Below are 18,605 nucleotides of genomic sequence, written 5' to 3' on the forward strand. Positions count from 1 at the left end.
TATTTCAGAGAAACGGCCTGGTTATTTCAGAGGAACATCTTGCGCAGGTAGTGCGGCACCGCGTTATCGACATTGGAGCCGATCACTTCCAGCTCCGGCAGCATATCCTTCAGGCGCTGATGCGCGTCGCGCATGATGCAGCCCTTGCCGGCCATCGACAGCATCTCCAGATCGTTCATACCGTCGCCGAAGGCGATGCACTCTTGCAGCGTATAGCCGATGATCTTGGCCACTTCTTCCAGCGCATGCCCTTTCGACACGCCGCCCGCCATCACTTCCAGACAGGTCGGGAACGAGAAGCTGACGTTGACCCGATCGCCCCAGCGCGCGTTGATGGCGTCTTCCACCTGCAGCAACCGCTCATGATCTTCACAGGTAAAGTAAACCTTGCAGACGCCGTCGGTTTCCAGCAGGCCCGGCTCAAACAGCTGATATTTGAATACCGACTCCTGGAAGAACTCTTCCTGCTCCGGGCTTTCGCGGTTGATGAACCAGTCATCGTTACGGTAGACGTTGGTGGTTATCTCCGGATCGTCGTGCAGCATGCCGTACAGATCGCGGGCGATATCCTCGTCCAGGTTGTGGCTGAAGATCAGCTCGCCGGCCGTGTTGTGCACCCGCGCGCCGTTGGAGGTGATCATAAAGGCGCTGATCTCCAGACTGTCGCGGATCTGCGCCACGTCGATGTGGTGGCGGCCGGTGGCGAACACGAAATGCACGCCGCGCTGGGTCAGCAACTTCAGCGTTTCTTTGGCGTACGGCGACAGGGTATGGTCGGGAGACAGCAGCGTGCCATCTAAATCGGAAGCGACGACGTGATACATAGCGTTATGTTCTAACCTCTGATGGAGTTGTCGGCGGCAGCGCGCCACCTAAGTGTTGAGCAAAGAAGCGCAGGATTGCGTTCAGTGCTTCGGCGCGCATCGCGTCCCGCTCGAACAGGATCTCATGGCGTGCGCCGTTGATAACCCACGGAAGCCCCCCTTCGCAAGGGCGCCCCGCGTCTGACAGAGCCTGACAAAAAGCCTGGTGCGAACGGTTGTCAACCACCCGTTCCTCACCGGCTTGCAAAAGCAACAGCGGCGTTGTTATCTCCCCGGCCTGCGCGATAATCTGCCGGCCGGCGCGGATGCTCTCCCGCACCCAATGGTAGGTCGGTCCGCCCACCTGCAGCTCGGGGTAATCGGCGTAATAGCGCAGGCTACGCCGGTAGCGTTCGCGGCTGTGGGTCAACACGTTGACCACATAAGGCAGCGGCCGCCACTGGCCGGTGCCCACCGCGTAGTAGTCGCGGATCGCCGGACGGGTCTCCGCCCAGTCGAGGATGCGGTCGGCCAGCCAGCCCGGCATCGGCAGCTGGATGCCGAACATCGGCGCGCAAAACGCCGCCGCATCGAACGCCTGCGGCCGGCGTTGCAGGAACTGCGCCAGGATCGCGCCGCCCATCGAATGCGCCAGCGCGAAGCGCTGCCGGTAACCGCGCGACTCGACTTCGCGCTGCCAAAGCTGCTCGAAATCGTCCACGTAGTCGGCGAAGTTTACCACATGACCGCGGTGCGTATCCGCCAGTAAACGCCCGGAACGCCCTTGGCCGCGATGATCGACGATCACCACGTCGTAACCGCAGTGGAACAGATCGTAGGCCACCTCGGGGTATTTCACGTAGCTTTCGATGCGGCCGGGGCTGACCACCACCACGCGCTGATGCCGCGCGGAACTGAAACGCACAAAGCGGATCGGCACGCCGTCCACGCCGCTGAACTCGCCTTCTTCGCGCTGCCGCCAGAAATCCAGCAGCGGCCCGGTGGCGAAGGCAGCGAACTGCGTTTCACGCGTTAACCAGTCATCGGAGCTGAGAGTGAACGAGGTCATCGAGAGCGTTTTCCCTGTGGAGCCGGCGGAAAATGTGACCGCTGGCACAAGAAATCATACTAGCGTATTGTGATTCAATTCTGACAAAAAACGGCGCCGCCTCGGCGCATTGTGGCACAAAACGACACTTTCAGGGAGCCGAGAACCATGACCTTGGACTGGTGGTTAACCTACCTGCTGACCACGCTTATCCTTAGCCTGTCCCCTGGATCCGGCGCCATCAACACCATGAGCACCGGCATCAGCCACGGCTATCGCGGCGCCGCCGCGTCAATCGCCGGGCTGCAGGTCGGGTTGAGCGCGCACATCGTGCTGGTGGGCATCGGTCTCGGCGCGCTGATTTCTCAATCATTGCTGGCGTTCGAACTGCTGAAATGGTTGGGCGCCGCCTACCTGGTGTGGCTCGGTATCCAGCAATGGCGCGCCGCCGGCGCGCTGGATCTGCATGCGCTGGCGGGCAGCATGCCGCGCCGCCGTCTGTTCCGCCGCGCGGTGCTGGTCAACCTGACCAACCCGAAAAGCATCGTGTTCCTCGCCGCGCTGTTCCCGCAGTTCATCTTGCCCAATCAACCGCAGGCCGAGCAGTACCTGGTGCTCGGCGTCACCACCGTGGTGGTGGATATTCTGGTGATGATCGGTTACGCCACCCTGGCGACGCGCATCGCCGGCTGGCTGAAAACGCCGCGCCAGATGCAGCTGCTTAACAGGGTGTTCGGTTCACTGTTCATTTTGGTGGCGGGGCTGCTGGCGACCGCCCGCAAAGCCTGACAAAAAAGGCCGGGCATCGCTGCTCGGCCTTGGGCATCTCACCGCCGGTCAGCGGGTAAAGATCAGGTGTAACCCGAAGCCGGTGAACAGCACGCCCGCCACCCCGTCGATCCACTTGGCCAACCGCTGATAGCCGCGGCGCATCGCCGGCAGCGCGAACACCACCGCCACCAGGCTGAACCAGACGAAGGTCTCGGCGACGATCAGCAAGAACAGCCCCCAGCGCGCGCCGGCGCCGACGCTGTCACCGACGAACAGCGAGAACACGCTGCCGAAATAGATCACCGCTTTCGGGTTGGACAGGTTGGTCAGGAAGCCGCGAATAAAGCTGCGCCCGGCCTTCGGCAACGCCACCTGGGCCTCCGCCGCCGGAGCAGCTTGCTGCGCCCGCGCGGAACGCAGCAGTTGCCACCCCATCCAGCACAGGTAAATGCCGCCGCCGACCATGATGACCTGATGCAGCCAGGCCATCTTCTGCAGGATCAGATGCAGCCCCATCAACGCCACGCCGGCCCAAACCACGATGCCGAGCGAAATGCCGACCACGCCCATCATCGCCTCACGGCGCGAACGGCTGGCGGCGGTTTGCGACACGAAAAAGAAGTCCGGCCCCGGGCTCATCAGCGCAATCAGATGCACCAGCGCCACGGTGAGAAACAGCATCAGCATGATTTATCGCCCTCAGTCTTCATCATTGTCGAGATGGTCGCGGATCATCGCCATAAAGGGCGCGCCGAAACGCTCTAGTTTGCGCTGGCCGACGCCGTTGACGCTCAGCAGATCGCCGGCCTTGATCGGCATCTGTTCGGCCATTTCCAGCAGCGTGGCGTCGTTGAACACCACGTAAGGCGGGATGTTTTCTTCGTCGGCGATCGATTTGCGCAGTTTGCGCAGCTTGGCGAACAGCTTGCGATCGTAATTGCCGCCGTAGGATTTCTGGTTGGCGCTGCTGCGCGACTTCAGGCTCTGAATACGCGGCACCGCCAGCTGCAGCGCCACCTCGCCGCGCAACACCGGACGCGCCGCCTCGGTCAATTGTAGCGCCGAGTGCATGGCGATGTTTTGGGTGATAAAGCCCAGATGGATCAGCTGACGCAGCACGCTGGTCCAGTGCTCCGTGGTTTGATCGCGGCCGATGCCGTACACCGGCAGCTTGTCGTGACCGTATTCACGAATGCGTTGGTTGTTGGAGCCGCGCAGCACTTCCACGATGTACCCGAGGCCAAAGCGCTGGCCGACGCGGTACACGCAGGACAGCGCCTTGCGCGCGTCCTCCAGCCCGTCGTAGCGCTTGGGCGGATCGAGGCAGATGTCGCAGTTGCCGCAGTTCTCGTGCTTGCCTTCGCCGAAGTAGTTGAGCAACACCAGGCGGCGGCAGGTTTGCGCCTCGGCGAACGCGCCCATGGCGTTCAGCTTGTGGCGTTCGATGTCCAGCTGCTGCCCGGCGGGTTTCTCCTCCAGGCAGCGGCGCAGCCAGGCCATGTCGGCCGGATCGTACAGCAGGATGGCTTCGGCCGGCAGGCCGTCGCGCCCGGCTCGGCCGGTCTCCTGATAATAGGATTCGATATTGCGCGGGATGTCGAAATGCACCACGAAGCGCACGTTGGGTTTGTTGATGCCCATGCCGAAGGCGACGGTAGCCACCACCACCTGCAGATCGTCGCGCTGGAACGCTTCCTGCACCTGGGCGCGACAATCGTTGTCCAGCCCGGCGTGGTAGGCACCGACGCTCAGCCCGCGGCTTTGCAAGCGTGCAGCGGTGTCTTCCACCTTGGCGCGGCTGTTGCAATAGATAATGCCGCTCTTGCCGCGCTGATCCTGCACGAAGCGCCACAGCTGATCGAGCGGTTTGAATTTTTCCACCAGCGTGTAGCGGATGTTTGGCCGGTCGAAGCTACTGACCTGCACCAGCGGATCCTGCAGCGACAGCAGACGCACGATATCGCCGCGGGTGGACTCGTCGGCGGTGGCAGTCAACGCGATCACCGGCATCGACGGGAAGCGCTGTTTCAGTTGGCCCAGCGCGCGATATTCCGGCCGGAAGTCATGGCCCCACTGCGAGATGCAGTGCGCCTCATCCACCGCCAGCATTGCCGGCGGGCAGTGGTCGAGCAGGTTGAGGAAGCTTTCCATCATCAGCCGTTCCGGCGCGATGTACAGCATCTTGATGTTACCGTTGCGGCAGCCGGCCATGACGTCCAGCTGCTCCTCGCGGGTTTGCGTCGAGTTATAGCAGGCGGCGGAAACGCCGTAGGCCAACAGTTGGTCGACCTGGTCCTTCATCAGCGAGATCAGAGGGGAAACGACCAGCGTCAGGCCGTCCATCACCAGCGCCGGGATTTGGTAGCACAACGACTTGCCGCCGCCGGTCGGCATCACCACCAGGCAATCCTGCCCGCCGATCGCGGCGTTGATAATCGTTTGCTGCCCCGGACGGAATTGCTGATAGCCAAAGGTATCGCGCAATACCTGCTCGGCCAGCAACTCTCTGTTAATCACTGCTGCGGTTGACACACACTTCCCCATTTTTTCATCGGTACACACCCAGCGGGTATGATTACATAATATCGTTCAGCATGACACCAACGCCCACCCGTGTCTGCCGGAAGTTATAGTCGATCAGCGATTCGCCGTAGCCGCTGAATACCTGGGTATAGAAACGCACGTTGCGGGTGATCGGATAGCTCCAGCCCAGCTCCGCGCCGCCGTAGCCGCTGTTCCAGTTATAGTGGCTGTCGACGCTGAACACGCTGTCGCCCCAGGCGTAACCGACCTTCAACCGGTAGTATCCCATGTATTTGGTGATGTCCGGGTTGTCGTCGTTGCTCGAGCTCTCCGAGAAGCGGAACCAGGGCTTGAGATCCACCTGCCAGTTGCCGTTTTGCGCCATCAGCCGCGCATAGCCGCGATTCCAGCTGCGCGACGTCGGATCCGAGCGGCCGTTAGACTGATGGTTAACGCCGATTTCAACATCGCGCAGCGTCCAACCGGCAAAACGGTAATCGGTCGCCCACCCCACGAACAGCTGCGGCTCGTAGTTGGTTTCGCGGAACGGCGAAGACTCGCCGCGGTTGGACAATTGCCACCAGGAGCGCTGAGTATAAGACGCGCCGAGCACCGAGTTGTCGCCGGCAATGCCCCGCCACAGCGGAAACGCCAGGCTAAGTTGGTATTTCACCTCGTCCTTGCGCGCCTTGTCGCCCCAATTGTACGTCTTGATGGCTTCTTTGTTGATATCGCTGGTGTCGGTGTACAGCAGATAATTGGGATCGTAAGGATACAGCGTGAACGGATTCTCGTGCTCCTGCAGCAGGTTGGCGATAATGCTGCCGCGCACCGCCGGCTTATCGTGAATCTGCTGCTCTTTGGCTTCCTCAGCCAATGCCAGCGCCGGCATCAGCAGCGTGGCGGAAACGATCCCTGACAAAATGCGCATAACCTCTCCTCACTCCAACGAAAAAGGGCAAGCCCGGAAAAAATCAGGCCATTTTACACACAAAGGGCGTTTTACCGCAGCGCAGGCCGGTTTTATTGGAATAGTCTGGAAAGCAACAAAGGTTAAGCATAAAATCAACATCTCATTAACCTGGACTGACCAGTTAGCTCCCTTAAAACGCAAAAGAAAAATGGAAACCCGCTATGTCGACCACACCACTGACCCTGGAAGCCGCCCGCCGCAAGATCGGCGAAATCTTTGTCTACCACATGCCGTTCAACCGCGAGCTTGGCCTGGAGCTGCGCCGCTTCGACGATGACTACGTCGAGCTGAGCTTCACCAACCAGCGCAAGCTGGTGGGCAACGCCGCACAGGAAATTCTGCACGGCGGCGTGATTGCCGCGGTACTCGACGTCGCCGCCGGGCTGGCTTGCGCCGGCGGCGTGCTGACGCGCCTGGAGCCGCTGATCGAAGAAGAGATCGCCGCCAAACTGTCGCGCATGGGCACCATCGACCTGCGCGTCGACTACCTGCGCCCCGGCCGCGGCGAGCACTTCGTCGCCTCCGCCAGCGTGCTGCGCAGCGGCAACAAAGTCGCCGTCGCGCGCGTAGAACTGCATAACCACGACGGCCTGCATATCGCGACCGCCACCGCCACCTATCTGGTCGGCTGATGATTGTGTGCGGTGAGCGTCTTCAGTACACTCACCGCATCTTAAGTTCCCCACCAGAGTGACGTCATGGACGCAAAGCAAACGCGTCAGGGCATTTTCTTCGCCCTGGCCGCCTATTTTATGTGGGGCATCGCCCCGGCTTATTTCAAACTGATCCAGCAAGTGTCCGCGGATGAGATCCTCACCCACCGGATCATCTGGTCGTTTTTCTTCATGCTGGCGCTGATCACGCTGGGCCGCAACTGGCCTAAAGTGCGCGCCGCCTGCCAAAACCGCAAACGACTGCTGCTGCTGGCGGTCACCGCGCTGTTGATCGGCGGCAACTGGCTGCTGTTCATCTGGGCGGTGAACAATCACCATATGCTGGAAGCCAGCCTGGGCTACTTCATCAACCCGCTGGTTAACGTGCTGCTGGGGATGCTGTTTCTCGGCGAGCGCTTTCGTCGCATGCAGTGGGTGGCGGTGGCGCTGGCGTTCACCGGGGTGCTGGTGCAGCTCTGGCAGTTCGGCTCGTTGCCGATCATCGGTCTGGGGCTGGCGTTCAGCTTCGCTTTCTACGGCCTGCTGCGCAAGAAAATCGCCATCGACGCCCAGACCGGCATGCTGATTGAGACGCTATGGCTGCTGCCGGTGGCGGCCGCCTATCTGTTCCTGTTCGCCGACAGCCCCACCAGCCACCTGAGCGCCAACCCGTGGTCGCTGAACCTGCTGCTGGTCGCCGCCGGCATCGTCACCACCGTACCGCTGCTGTGCTTCACCGCGGCGGCTACCCGGCTGCGCCTGTCGACGCTCGGTTTCTTCCAGTATCTCGGCCCGACGCTGATGTTCCTGCTGGCGGTCACCTTCTACGGTGAGACCATCGGCCAGGACAAGCTGGTGACCTTCGGCTTTATCTGGGCGGCGCTGATCCTGTTCACCCTCGACGCGCTCTACACCCAACGCAAGCTGCGCTAAGCCCGGCGCCGCCGGGTTACAGCCAGTTTTTGCGCTTGAAGTACAGGTAAGGGGCCAGGCCGGCCAGGATCATCAGCGTGATGGCGCCCGGGTAGCCGAACGACCATTTCAGTTCCGGCATGAATTCGAAGTTCATGCCGTAGCTGGAGGCCACCAGCGTAGGCGGCAGGAATACCACCGACACCACCGAGAAGATCTTGATGATGCGGTTCTGTTCGATATTGATGAAGCCCATCGCCGCCTGCATCAGGAAGTTCACCTTCTGGAACAGCGATTCGTTGTGCGGCAGCAGGGATTCGATGTCGCGCAGCACTTCACGCGCCTGCTCCAGCTGGCCGGTCGGCAAACGCGCCTTGCGCACCAGGAAGTTGAGCGCGCGCTGGGTATCCATCAGACACAAACGCACCTTCCAGCCGATATCTTCCAGCTCCGCCAGCGTCGACAGCGCGGCGTCGTATTCGTCGCCCTGATGCCCTTCCATAATCACCCGGCTGAGCTGTTCCAGATCGCTGTAGATGTTCTCTATCTCGTCCGCCAGCTGTTCAATCTTGGTTTCGAACAGATCCAGCAGCAGTTCGTAGGCGTTGCCTTCAAGCATGGTCTGGTTGCGGGCGCGCATGCGGTACAGGCGGAACGCCGGCAGTTCACGCTCGCGCAGGGTATACAGGCGGCCGTCGCGAATGGTGAACGCCACCGTGGAGTTGCCGGCGTGATCTTCCGCATCTTCAAAGTAGAAGAAGGAGTGGATATGCAGACCGTCTTCGTCTTCAAAGAAACGGGCGGAGGCTTCGATGTCGTCCAGTTCGGGACGCGTCGCCAAGCTTTGTCCCAGCTCATTCTGCACGCGCTCACGCTCGCCCTCTTCCGGCTCGACCAGATCAACCCACAGCGATGACGTGAGATCATCCGAGTCGTCCAGTTCCAGACGGGACAAGCGGCGGTTATCTAATTTAAAAGCGCTCAGCATGTGCCAAAACTCCGTGAAGGTAACGGGTGCGGACAACGCGTTGAAGCACAGAAACAGAGGGGATGCGTATCACCGATTGTTTCAGACCATGAAGAGATCTGACTCATAGCGACACTTTGCGGGGTCGCCGACAACCACGAAGGCTATCAGCAAAAACGGAGAGCCTTAGAAGTTATACCTGCGGCGCAGGTCAGTGAGCCAGTATCTACTGGGTGTGTCCAAGGCGTCTGTCCTCAATGATAATAGTGCGCGCATGTTACGCCGAGAAGAAAAAGCCTGTCAACACGTTAGGCGGGATAATTGCGCAACAAATCATCACGATGATCAATGGCAGAAATGACGCTTAAACCGTACTGAAAAAGTCGCGACGATCGCTTACCGCCACCAAGAATGTTGCTAAGATGACATCACCCTAATGGTACGACAAGCATGCGGATTTAAACGATGAAACAGATTACCGCCCATGAACTGACCGCGATGAGCGAACAGGCCGCCAGCGTGCCCCGCCTGCGCGCGCACCGCACCTTACACGAAGAGCTGAGCGACCCGGTGCAACGCCTGGCGATCGCCATGGAGCCCGGCACCTATATCCGCCCGCACCGCCACCCGCAAACCTGGGAGCTGCTGACGCCGCTGCGCGGTCGTTTTGTGGTGCTGCAGTTCAACGATGACGGCGTCGTCATGCAGCGCACCCTGCTCGGCGAAGAAACCAAAGTGCTGGAGATGCCGGCATTTACCTGGCATGCGGTGCTGTCGGTCGATGCCGGCGGCGTGGTGTTCGAAGTGAAGCAGGGCCCGTATCAGGCGCTGACCGAAGAGGACTGCATGCAATGGGCACCGCAGGAAGGCGGCGAAGGCACCGAAGCGGTGATGCGCTGGTATGCCACCGCGCAGGTCGGCGATCGCTACCCTCACTGATAATGAACGATTGCAGGGGCCTGCCCCTGCAACTCTCCCCGCTCTTTATACCGTTTCCAGGCGAGCGTAGGCCGCCACCAGCCACTTGATGCCCTCGCCCGGGAAAGCGATCTGTAACCGGCTGTGCTCGCCGCTGCCTTCCAGATTGACGATGGTGCCTTCGCCAAACTTGGGATGGCGCACGCGCTGGCCCAGCTTGTAGCCGGTATCGTTCTCGCTGATCGGCGTGCCCATGCGGCGGTGATTGACCGGGCGCGATACGCTGGCGCGCAGGCGCACTTCTTCCACACACTCTTCCGGCAGTTCGCCGATAAAGCGCGACGGCCGATGGTAAACCTCTTTGCCGTACAGACGGCGCGTTTCGGCATAGGTCAGCGTCAGTTTCTGCATGGCGCGCGTTACGCCCACATATGCCAGACGGCGCTCCTCCTCCAGACGGCCGCCTTCATCCAGCGACATCTGGCTCGGGAACATGCCTTCTTCCATGCCGACGATAAACACCAGCGGGAACTCCAAGCCCTTGGCCGAGTGCAGGGTCATCAGCTGCACCGCGTCCTGATAGGCGTCGGCCTGACCTTCGCCCGCTTCCAGCGCCGCATGCGACAGGAACGCCTGCAGCGGCATCAGATCCTGATCTTCTTCCTGATAGCTGAACTGACGCGTCGCCGTCACCAGTTCCTCAAGGTTTTCGATACGCGCCTGCCCCTTTTCGCCCTTTTCCTGCTCATACATGATGAACAGCCCGGAGTCGCGGATCACCCGGTCGGTCTGCACGTGCAGCGGCATGTCAGCGGTTTCATGCGCCAGCGACTCCACCAGTTCGATAAAGCGCTGCAGCGCCGACGCGGCGCGGCCGGCCAACACTTTGTCCTGCATCAGCTCGCGCGTCGCCTGCCACAGCGTCAGCTGGCGATCGCGCGCCGCCTGGCGCACCACGTCGAGGGTGCGATCGCCGATGCCGCGCGTCGGGGTGTTGACCACGCGCTCGAAGGCCGCATCGTCGTTGCGGTTGGAAATGAGGCGCAGGTAAGCCAGCGCATCCTTGATTTCCTGGCGTTCGAAGAAGCGCTGGCCACCGTAGATGCGGTACGGCATCGCCGTCTGCAGCAGCGCCTCTTCCAGCACGCGCGACTGGGCGTTGCTGCGGTACAGGATGGCGCAGTCGTTCAGCGCGCCGCCGTTGTCTTGCCAGGTCTTGATGCGGTTGACCACGAAGCGCGCTTCGTCGAGTTCGTTGAAGGCGCAGTAGAGGGAAATCGGCTCGCCTTCGCCGCCTTCGGTCCACAGATTTTTGCCCATGCGCCCGTCGTTGTTGGCGATCAGGGTGTTGGCCGCTTTCAGGATGTTGCTGGTGGAACGGTAGTTCTGCTCCAGGCGGATGGTTTCCGCGCCGGGGAAATCCTTCAGGAAGCGCTGGATGTTTTCCACCTGCGCGCCGCGCCAGCCGTAGATCGACTGGTCATCGTCGCCGACGATCATCACGTTGCTGTTGCCGCCCGCCAGCAGGCGGATCCAGGCGTACTGGATGCTGTTGGTATCCTGGAATTCGTCCACCAGCACGTTGGTGAAACGCTCGCGGTAGTGGTTGAGGATATGCGGCTTGTTCAGCCACAGTTCGTGCGCGCGCAGCAGCAGCTCGGCGAAATCCACCAGCCCGGCGCGATCGCAGGCTTCCTGATAGGCCTGATAGATGCGCAGCCAGGTGGCCTCTACCGGGTTGTTGTAGGTCTCAACGTGCTGTGGCCGCAGGCCCTCGTCTTTCTTGCCGTTGATGTACCACATCGCCTGACGCGGCGGCCACTGTTTCTCGTCGACGTTCAGCGCCTTGATGATGCGCTTGAGCAACCGCAGCTGGTCGTCGCTGTCGAGGATCTGGAAATCCTGCGGCAAGTTGGCCTCCAGGTGGTGGGCGCGCAACAGGCGGTGCGCCAGGCCGTGGAAGGTGCCGATCCACATGCCGCCCTGGCTGGTGCCGATCAGATGTTCGATACGGTGGCGCATTTCCGCCGCCGCCTTGTTGGTGAAGGTCACCGCCATGATCGAATACGGTGAGCAGTTCTCCACCGACAGCAGCCAGGCGATGCGGTGCACCAGCACCCGCGTCTTGCCGCTGCCCGCTCCGGCCAGAACCAACAGGTTGCTGCGCGGCGCCGCCACGGCTTCACGTTGTTTTTCATTCAGGCTGTCGAGCAGATCGGAGACGTCCATAGGCACCACTAATGGTTAAGGGAAAACCCGCCGGCGACGGGTTTTTCACTGGAAATTTATACAGAGTTCTGGCAGGGATTATAACAATGCTGTCAGCGATGCCAACTGCGAAATCTCAATATGCGGCAGCAAGCGGCTGTCGGCAGCCTGCATCAGGCAGCGTTGCCGATCGTTGATCCAACAGGCCTGCAGCCCCGCGCGCAGCGCGCCGGCCACGTCGGTGGTCAGATCGTCGCCCACGTGCAGGATCTGCTCGGGCGCCACGCCCAGCCGCTCAACGGCCAGGTGGTACATGTCCTGATACGGCTTGGCGCGCCCGTCCGGCCCGGAGCGCAACACGAACTGGAAATAACCGTCCAGGCCGCACAGAGACGGATCGACGTTGCCGTTGGTGATCGCCACCAGCGGGTAGCGCGCGGCCAACGCCTTCAGCGTGGCGTGGGTCGCTTCCGGCACCTCGATGCGGCTGCGCCACAGCGCGAAGTTCTGCATCGCCGCATCGGCCCCGATCGCCGCTTCGGCGTCGCGCAGCCCCTGCCGGCTCAGCGCCAGATGAATAGCGCGCCAGCGCCACTGGGTGACGTCATGGTAGATCTCCGGTTCCTGCTCGCGCAGCTCCTGACGCAGGCGATGAAAATCCGCCGACTGAAAGCTGCTCAGGCCGGGGTGGTAACTCTGCAGGAAGGCCACCGATTGTTGTTCGGTTTGCCGGATCACCGGACGGTTATCATACAGCGTGTCGTCCAGATCGAAAGTCAGCGCCGCCAGCGGGCGCAGCGGGCGATAAAAATGCATCAGGATTTCCCCCGTTTGGCACGCGGATGCGCGGCATCGTACACGTTCGCCAGATGTTGAAAGTCGAGGTGGGTATAAATTTGCGTGGTGGTCAGGTTGGCGTGGCCGAGCAGCTCCTGCACCGCGCGCAGATCGCCGCTGGACTCCAGCATGTGGGTGGCGAAGGAGTGGCGCAGCTTGTGCGGGTGAATATGGCTGTTAACGCCCTGTTTCACGCCCCACTCGGCGAAGCGTTTTTGCACGTTGCGCGTCGAGATGCGCCGCCCCTGATTGGACAGGAACATGGCATCGTCCTGCGGCCCAAACAGATCGCGCATTGCCAGCCAGTGTTCCAGCCAGGTGACGGCGGTGCGCCCGATCGGCAATTTACGCTCTTTGCTGCCTTTCCCCATCACCCACACCTCGCCGGCGGCCATATCGACATGGCGGCAATCCAGCCCCACCAGCTCGGAGAGGCGCAGGCCGGCGCCGTACATCACCTCCAGCATGGCGCGATCGCGCACCGCCAGCGGATCGTTGAGATCGATCTCCAGCAGTTGGTTCATTTCATCGACGTCGATATTTTTAGGCAGATGGCGGCCGCTGCGCGGCGTGCGGATGCCCTTGGCGGGGTTGGCGTGCAGCACGCCCTGGCTGACCAGCCAATCGAGGAAGCTACGCAACGAAGAGAGCCGCAGCGCCAGGCTGGCGGACTGCAGACCGGCGCGTTTGCTGCGCGCCGCCAGCATGCGCACCCGGGCGGCGTCCAGCGCCGCCCAGTCGGTGACGCCGATCTCCTGCGCCAGGCGCATCAGCGCCGCCAGCTGGCGCGAATAGCTGAGCTGCGTCAGCGGGCTGAGTTGCCGTTCTACCTTGAGATAGCGCAGAAACGCGTCCACCGGCTGCTGCAGGCTGGGCGCAATCGGCGTCATGCTCGTTCGATCCAGCGTTCCAGCAGCGCCGGCAGCATGCGCGCCAGTTGATTGAGCATCACCGTGCCCATGCCCTGCTGATAGTGTTGCGTATCGCGGCTGCTGAAGATCACCATGCCCAGCTCGCCGTCGTCGCCCAGCATCGACAGCGCCACCGAGCCAATCTGGCCGATCTGTTTGGCCTGCGGCAACAGCAGCAGCAGCTCGGGGCCGTTCAGGCCACCGAGGTAGTGTTGTTCGCTGCCCAGCCGCTGAATGCGGAACGGCTCGAACGCCGAACGCGTCAGCGCCAGGTGGGTGAAATCGGAAGGCGCGCCGATATTCCAGCGCTCGGCGAACAGCCGAACCGTGGCACCGGCCAAACCGAAGCCGCGCGCCCAGCGCTGCAGCCGGTTGAGCATGTCCTGCAGGCTGTCGGCGGTGGCCAAATCGGCCTGCAGGTGCAGCAACCGGGCGAACAGCCCTTCGTTGGCGCTGGCCTGCTCCATCAACAGCGTGATCTCTTCTTCCAACCGTTCGATGTGATTGCGCTGGCGGGCCAGGTGCCATTCCACCAGCGAAACGGTGCCGCGCACCGGGTGCGGCACGCGCATCTGCTCAACCTGGCGCGCGTTGCGAATAAAGAAATCCGGGTTCTGCAGCAGGTACTGCATCACGGTGTCGTCATCCAGCGCCAGGCCGGCGACGCTCTGTTCTTCTACGCTTTTCATAGATGAATAAATCCGTCATAGACATGGGTTGCCGGACCGGTCATAAACAGCGGATTGCCCGGCCCTTTCCAGCGAATATGCAGGCTGCCGCCCGGCAGTTCTACATGCACCTCTTCTGACAGCAATTCCTGTTGGATCCCCACCGCCACCGCCGCACAGGCGCCGCTGCCGCAGGCCTGCGTTTCACCAGCGCCGCGTTCATAAACGCGCAGCTTGATGTGATCGCGGCTCACCACCTGCATAAAGCCGATGTTGGCCCGTTCCGGGAAGCGTTCATGCCCTTCCAGCACCGGCCCAAGCAGCTCCACCTTGGCAGTTGTTACATCGTCCACCTGCAAAACACAATGCGGGTTACCCATCGACACCACGCCGCACAGCACGGTATGTTCCGCCGCGCGCATGATGTAGGTCTTTTCAGCCTTAGTGGCGCGGAACGGCACCGCCTGCGGGTCGAAATTCGGTTCGCCCATGTTGACGCACACCAGATCGTCGTCGGTGACACTGAGCACCATGCGCCCGGTTTGGGTGCTGACACGGATGTCGCGTTTGTTGGTCAGCCCTTTCAGCCGCACGAAACGCGCGAAGCAACGCGCGCCGTTGCCGCACTGCGCCACTTCGCTGCCGTCGGCGTTAAAAATTCGGTAGTGAAAATCCAGTTCGGGATCGTAAGGCGGTTCTACCACCAGCATCTGGTCAAAGCCGACGCCCAGGTGCCGATCGGCCAACCGGCGGATCAGCTCAGGTGAAAAATAGACATTCTGTGTAACGGCATCGACCACCATAAAGTCGTTGCCCAGACCGTGCATTTTGGAGAACTGCATATCATACTCCGCTATCTGGACGCGCTATCCGTCTTGATGTTGCGGTGGCGCTCGCTACCGCAAACCGGGGTTTACTGGTCAACCATCGACGGTTTTTGCTGAGAGCCAGACTGCTCCTGCTGGTTCTTTTGCACCTGATCGCCCGTTTGCACCGGCGGCTTGGCCGGTTTCTGGCTGGCGGGATCGGCAGGCGGGAAGTAAAGCGGGCCTTTCAGACCGCAGCCGGCGAGGCCGGTAACCAGAACTGCCATCAGCGCATAGCGTAGTTGTTTTTTCATTTGCATTAATGCCTGTAATTCATGCGTCCAAGGTCTCTATAATCGCAGGTGGATCATGAAAAGCAATAGGAATTGAATATGAACGACAGTGAGTTTCACCAGTTGGCCGACCAGCTGATGCTGAATATTGAAGAGACACTGGACGATTTTGACGGCGATGCGGATATCGATTACGAAACCAATGGCGGCGTAATGACGCTGAGCTTCGAAAACGGCACCAAAATCGTCATCAACCGCCAGGAGCCGCTGCACCAGGTGTGGCTCGCCACCAAGGCCGGCGGTTATCACTTCAACTACCGCGACGGCGTTTGGCTATGCGATCGCAGCGGACAGCCGTTTTATCAGCTGCTCAGCGAAGCGGCCAGCGCGCAGGCCGGCGAGGAACTGCATTTTTCCTGAGGCTAAGCAGGGCTCGGCAACCGAGCCCTTGCGGCGTCAATGCAGCTGGAACTGCTGTTTCAGCGGCTGAGCGGCGCCGTCGGCCACCGTCACGCACAGGCTGGACAGCACGTTGCTGCGGAACGGGATCACCTGCGTGCGCCCGTCGAGTTGCACGATCTGATAGAACTGCGGCAGATTGAAGTTGATGAAGCTGGAGCCGTAGGTGAAGCGATCGTGCGACGATGAGTAGAAGCGGCTGACGTCGCGCACCAGCTCCTCTTTACTGCCCTCGCAGTGGTGATACACCTCCACCCGATTCGACTCATCCAGAATATAGATGTTGAAGCCCTTGTCGTCTGAGGTGTCTTCGAAGAAGAACTGGATGATCCCCTCGCTGGCGAAGCCGTCCACCACCGGCGGCAGATGCACCTGATCGGTTTCCACCTTGATAGACAGGCCGTGCAGCTTGTTGTTGGAGATGGCGCCGTAAAACTCCACCGCATTCTCCAGCTTTTGCACCGACACGCTCAGGCGCTCGAAGAACAGCCCCCAAGTCTGCCCGGCAACGCGCACCGCCTTGAAGCGGCCGGGTTCCAGCCGGGTACTGGACAGGCGCAGCTCGATGCACTCCGACACCAGCTGCTGGATACGGGTGCGGATCAGGCCGCGCAGGTGCTGGCTGTAGCAGAACACTTCCACCGACTCCGGCGGCGCGGCGTCCTGGTGCATTTTGCCGAGAATGGTCTTCAGCGCTTCCAGCACCGACTGCTCGCCGCTGAAATGCAGGGTACGCACTTCGTTCCAGGAGTTGCGATACAGCAGATCGATACTGCCCACCAAACACTGCTGCTGCTGGCCGAAGCTGAACACGTCCAGTTTGCGGAAATCGAAGTGCACCACCTGATTGCGGAAGGCGGCGGTCGGATCGTTTTCCAGATTGACGATGATGGCCAGATGGCGAATTTCGCACGGGCTGTACAGCGCTTTCGGCGTCGGCGCCGGCAGGCGCAGCGGGAAGTGATGAGAAACGTCGGCCACCAGCTCCTGCAGTTTGGCGGTGTCGCACAGGTTGCCGCTCTTGATGTGCAGGCGGGTCTGCGGCGTTAGCAGGCCGTTGAAATAGGCCCAGGCCACCAGCTTGTTCAGGTAGCGGTTATATTCCAGCGGCTGATGGCTGACGATCGAATCCATAGCCGGTGCCTGATTATACAGGTACCAGCCGGTGCGGTTGGCGCGGCCAACCGGCACGTGAATAAAGGTTAAATCGTTTTCCGACAGGTCCGGTGAGATCTGCGGGTTCACCAGCGTCACCTTGCCGGGCAGCGCTTCGAACGCCGCGTACAGTTTGCGGGTCAGCACGCCGATATCCTGCGGGCTGGCGCTGACGCTGAGGTTGTTGCGGCGAGCGAAACGGATCAGGTTGCGGTAGCTTTGCATCATCGCATCGAGCAGTTCGTTATGCGCTTCGCGCACCCGCTCGATTTTCCAGTTGGCGCGGTTATCCAGCATCGCCAGACGCTCTTCGCTCCAGCCCCACTCGCTGACCAATTGGCTGAGGATCTCGCGTCGCCAGCCGACGCAGGCCTTGGCCAGCGACAGCTTTTCACATACTTTCAGGTAAAAACAGCGGCGGGCCAGATCGAGGCGGGTGGTGTCGTTGATGTCGGTCAGGTAGCGGGTCACGCGCTCAAGCATCATGCAGTAGGCATCAAGCCCGAAGCTGACGATCTCACCCTGATGCAGCCGGTGTTTGATGTCCGTCGCCAGCAGTTGGGTATTGGGGTATTCCCAGGAATAGGCTTCCAGCAGCAGGGTCTTCAGCACCGCCTTGTAAGGCGAATCGATGCTCTTGTACAGCTGCCACAGGCTGGCGCCGAAGTACTCTTCCGCCGACAGCGAACTCAGGCCACCGAGATCCAGCCACTCGTTCGGCGTCAGCGCACCCTGCGCGTACAGCGACAGCACGTATTCATCGTAGTGCGCTTCTTCTTCGCCCGGTACCATGTTCCACAGGATGCGTTTGCCAGCCAGGCGCACTGCGGTGCGATAGAATTCATCGAGCAACAGGATGTGCTGCGTCGAGCCGCAGTCTTCGCCACCCAGGCTGCCGCTTTCATTATGGCGGAAGCGGTTTTCGTCGATCAGGAAGAAGCTGACTTCCACCCCCATCGAGGCGGCCCACTTCTCAAGCAGGCTGCATTTTTGCTGCAAACGGGTGCGTTCTTCGTTGTCCAGCCAGGACTGGTGGCAGACCCAGATGTCGAGATCCGAGCTGCAGCTTTGGCCGATAGACGAGGTGCTGCCCATCGAGTAGACGCCGGTGATCGGCAGCTCGCCGCTGGCCGGCTTGTCAAACGGGCTGCCCCATTTGTCTTCTAAATCGTTCAGGTAATCTTGTTGAGTTTCATCAGGCGTGTAGAGGCAAATGCCATGGGGAACGTTACCGTTCAGGTAACCCGGCATCAGCGGGTGGTGGTGGTGCAGTAAGGTGGGCAGCAGACTGTATACCCGTTGAAACGCGGGCTTCATAGCCGCTAGGGCGCGATCGACGCGTAGCTGATTGATCGCATCCAGTCTCTGCTTCAATGTCTCGATGTAGAGGTACAAGACGTCTCGCCTGATTATCCCGGTGTTTAGAAAAAAACCCGTATTCCATAAGCGCCGTTAGTGTAAGAAGAATATTTGGCGACTTATTGCTGGAAACGTGATCAATTTAACACCTTGCTGATTGACCGTAAAGGAGGTAACGCTTCACAATTATTGTAGCGCTTCCCTAAACGATTTACCCGCAGTGTTAACTGCCCCAAAGCACATCACACGTCCCTTTGATTCCGTTGTCCTTTTTCCGCCTCCGGCTTCTTGCACTGACAGTATTGGCTCTCAGTGGTAGGATGGATGGCGAAATATAAAAA

General features: G+C 60.8%; 18 protein-coding genes. 5 read left to right on the top strand and 13 right to left on the bottom strand.

The features are described 5' to 3' along the window. Positions 1–26: 26 nt before the first annotated feature. The gene (gene yigL / locus RE418_RS05295) at positions 27–824 is read right to left on the bottom strand and encodes a sugar/pyridoxal phosphate phosphatase YigL (RefSeq protein ID WP_025304881.1); all 798 of its coding nucleotides are present in this window, start codon (positions 822–824) and stop codon (positions 27–29) included. 4 nt (positions 825–828) lie between these two features. Further along, positions 829–1,872, bottom strand: coding sequence for a lysophospholipase L2 (gene pldB, locus RE418_RS05300; protein WP_043142212.1), 1,044 nt, complete (start codon positions 1,870–1,872; stop codon positions 829–831). 147 nt (positions 1,873–2,019) lie between these two features. Between pldB and rhtB the strand changes: the two genes are divergently transcribed. Further along, on the top strand, positions 2,020–2,640 hold the full coding sequence (gene rhtB, locus RE418_RS05305; protein WP_060434791.1) for a homoserine/homoserine lactone efflux protein: 621 nt from the start codon (positions 2,020–2,022) through the stop codon (positions 2,638–2,640). Between the two features lie 48 nt (positions 2,641–2,688). Here the strand turns inward: rhtB and rhtC are convergent, their stop codons facing one another. Genes rhtC through pldA form a run of 3 tightly spaced genes read right to left on the bottom strand, consistent with a single transcriptional unit; the run spans position 2,689 to position 6,076 of the window. Continuing rightward, positions 2,689–3,309, bottom strand: coding sequence for a threonine export protein RhtC (gene rhtC / locus RE418_RS05310; RefSeq protein ID WP_049203601.1), 621 nt, complete (start codon positions 3,307–3,309; stop codon positions 2,689–2,691). A gap of 12 nt (positions 3,310–3,321) precedes the next feature. Beyond that, positions 3,322–5,154 (bottom strand): ATP-dependent DNA helicase RecQ, encoded by a 1,833-nt coding sequence (gene recQ / locus RE418_RS05315; protein ID WP_089181527.1) that lies wholly within the window; start codon positions 5,152–5,154, stop codon positions 3,322–3,324. 43 nt (positions 5,155–5,197) lie between these two features. After that, positions 5,198–6,076, bottom strand: coding sequence for a phospholipase A (gene pldA / locus RE418_RS05320; protein ID WP_025304877.1), 879 nt, complete (start codon positions 6,074–6,076; stop codon positions 5,198–5,200). Positions 6,077–6,279: 203 nt separating this feature from the next. Between pldA and RE418_RS05325 the strand changes: the two genes are divergently transcribed. Both RE418_RS05325 and rarD read left to right on the top strand, forming a co-directional pair. Next, the gene (locus tag RE418_RS05325) at positions 6,280–6,750 is read left to right on the top strand and encodes a thioesterase family protein (RefSeq protein ID WP_016929489.1); all 471 of its coding nucleotides are present in this window, start codon (positions 6,280–6,282) and stop codon (positions 6,748–6,750) included. Positions 6,751–6,816: 66 nt separating this feature from the next. After that, positions 6,817–7,704 (top strand): EamA family transporter RarD, encoded by an 888-nt coding sequence (gene rarD / locus RE418_RS05330; RefSeq protein WP_025304876.1) that lies wholly within the window; start codon positions 6,817–6,819, stop codon positions 7,702–7,704. A 16-nt stretch (positions 7,705–7,720) separates the two neighbouring features. Here the strand turns inward: rarD and corA are convergent, their stop codons facing one another. Next, positions 7,721–8,671 carry a magnesium/cobalt transporter CorA gene (gene corA, locus RE418_RS05335; protein ID WP_004934262.1) on the bottom strand — a complete coding sequence of 317 codons (951 nt, stop codon included), beginning with the start codon at positions 8,669–8,671 and terminating at the stop codon, positions 7,721–7,723. 444 nt (positions 8,672–9,115) lie between these two features. Here corA and RE418_RS05340 point away from each other — a divergent pair, with 444 nt between their 5' ends. Next, entirely contained in the window at positions 9,116–9,589 is a 474-nt protein-coding gene (locus RE418_RS05340; RefSeq protein ID WP_025304875.1) for a WbuC family cupin fold metalloprotein, read from the top strand. 45 nt (positions 9,590–9,634) lie between these two features. Here RE418_RS05340 and uvrD read toward each other — a convergent pair whose 3' ends face one another. The 6 genes from uvrD to RE418_RS05370 all read right to left on the bottom strand — a co-directional run bounded on the left by uvrD (position 9,635) and on the right by RE418_RS05370 (position 15,312). After that, positions 9,635–11,797 (bottom strand): DNA helicase II, encoded by a 2,163-nt coding sequence (gene uvrD, locus RE418_RS05345; protein ID WP_025304874.1) that lies wholly within the window; start codon positions 11,795–11,797, stop codon positions 9,635–9,637. A 78-nt stretch (positions 11,798–11,875) separates the two neighbouring features. Continuing rightward, the gene (gene yigB / locus RE418_RS05350; RefSeq protein WP_025304873.1) at positions 11,876–12,592 is read right to left on the bottom strand and encodes a 5-amino-6-(5-phospho-D-ribitylamino)uracil phosphatase YigB; all 717 of its coding nucleotides are present in this window, start codon (positions 12,590–12,592) and stop codon (positions 11,876–11,878) included. After that, positions 12,592–13,503: a tyrosine recombinase XerC gene (gene xerC / locus RE418_RS05355; protein WP_021504817.1), complete on the bottom strand. Its 912-nt coding sequence runs from the start codon at positions 13,501–13,503 to the stop codon at positions 12,592–12,594. Before xerC ends, yigB begins: the two co-directional genes overlap by 1 nt. Then, positions 13,500–14,213 (bottom strand): DUF484 domain-containing protein, encoded by a 714-nt coding sequence (locus RE418_RS05360; protein WP_025304872.1) that lies wholly within the window; start codon positions 14,211–14,213, stop codon positions 13,500–13,502. The genes xerC and RE418_RS05360 overlap by 4 nt, the downstream gene beginning before the upstream one ends. After that, on the bottom strand, positions 14,210–15,034 hold the full coding sequence (gene dapF, locus RE418_RS05365) for a diaminopimelate epimerase (protein WP_025304871.1): 825 nt from the start codon (positions 15,032–15,034) through the stop codon (positions 14,210–14,212). The genes RE418_RS05360 and dapF overlap by 4 nt, the downstream gene beginning before the upstream one ends. A gap of 71 nt (positions 15,035–15,105) precedes the next feature. Beyond that, on the bottom strand, positions 15,106–15,312 hold the full coding sequence (locus RE418_RS05370; protein ID WP_004934241.1) for a lipoprotein: 207 nt from the start codon (positions 15,310–15,312) through the stop codon (positions 15,106–15,108). 78 nt (positions 15,313–15,390) lie between these two features. Between RE418_RS05370 and cyaY the strand changes: the two genes are divergently transcribed. After that, a complete protein-coding gene (gene cyaY / locus RE418_RS05375; RefSeq protein WP_004934237.1) occupies positions 15,391–15,711 on the top strand; it encodes an iron donor protein CyaY in 321 nt (106 codons plus the stop codon). Positions 15,712–15,747: 36 nt separating this feature from the next. Here the strand turns inward: cyaY and RE418_RS05380 are convergent, their stop codons facing one another. After that, positions 15,748–18,300: a class I adenylate cyclase gene (locus RE418_RS05380; RefSeq protein WP_019452546.1), complete on the bottom strand. Its 2,553-nt coding sequence runs from the start codon at positions 18,298–18,300 to the stop codon at positions 15,748–15,750. Positions 18,301–18,605: the final 305 nt, after the last annotated feature.

The sequence above is a fragment of the Serratia sp. szju genome, assembly GCF_044594185.1.
Taxonomy (GTDB): domain Bacteria; phylum Pseudomonadota; class Gammaproteobacteria; order Enterobacterales; family Enterobacteriaceae; genus Serratia; species Serratia bockelmannii.

Bases quoted from the DNA above. Each gene is read 5' to 3' on its own strand.
- RE418_RS05340 (WP_025304875.1), top strand. From the start codon at position 9,116: ATGAAACAGATTACCGCCCATGAACTGACCGCGATGAGCGAACAGGCC.
- dapF (WP_025304871.1), bottom strand. From the start codon at position 15,034: ATGCAGTTCTCCAAAATGCACGGTCTGGGCAACGACTTTATGGTGGTC.
- RE418_RS05370 (WP_004934241.1), bottom strand. From the start codon at position 15,312: ATGAAAAAACAACTACGCTATGCGCTGATGGCAGTTCTGGTTACCGGC.
- pldB (WP_043142212.1), bottom strand. From the start codon at position 1,872: ATGACCTCGTTCACTCTCAGCTCCGATGACTGGTTAACGCGTGAAACG.
- rarD (WP_025304876.1), top strand. From the start codon at position 6,817: ATGGACGCAAAGCAAACGCGTCAGGGCATTTTCTTCGCCCTGGCCGCC.
- RE418_RS05360 (WP_025304872.1), bottom strand. From the start codon at position 14,213: ATGAAAAGCGTAGAAGAACAGAGCGTCGCCGGCCTGGCGCTGGATGAC.
- uvrD (WP_025304874.1), bottom strand. From the start codon at position 11,797: ATGGACGTCTCCGATCTGCTCGACAGCCTGAATGAAAAACAACGTGAA.
- pldA (WP_025304877.1), bottom strand. From the start codon at position 6,076: ATGCGCATTTTGTCAGGGATCGTTTCCGCCACGCTGCTGATGCCGGCG.
- yigB (WP_025304873.1), bottom strand. From the start codon at position 12,592: ATGCATTTTTATCGCCCGCTGCGCCCGCTGGCGGCGCTGACTTTCGAT.
- RE418_RS05325 (WP_016929489.1), top strand. From the start codon at position 6,280: ATGTCGACCACACCACTGACCCTGGAAGCCGCCCGCCGCAAGATCGGC.
- yigL (WP_025304881.1), bottom strand. From the start codon at position 824: ATGTATCACGTCGTCGCTTCCGATTTAGATGGCACGCTGCTGTCTCCC.
- rhtB (WP_060434791.1), top strand. From the start codon at position 2,020: ATGACCTTGGACTGGTGGTTAACCTACCTGCTGACCACGCTTATCCTT.
- cyaY (WP_004934237.1), top strand. From the start codon at position 15,391: ATGAACGACAGTGAGTTTCACCAGTTGGCCGACCAGCTGATGCTGAAT.
- xerC (WP_021504817.1), bottom strand. From the start codon at position 13,503: ATGACGCCGATTGCGCCCAGCCTGCAGCAGCCGGTGGACGCGTTTCTG.
- corA (WP_004934262.1), bottom strand. From the start codon at position 8,671: ATGCTGAGCGCTTTTAAATTAGATAACCGCCGCTTGTCCCGTCTGGAA.
- rhtC (WP_049203601.1), bottom strand. From the start codon at position 3,309: ATGCTGATGCTGTTTCTCACCGTGGCGCTGGTGCATCTGATTGCGCTG.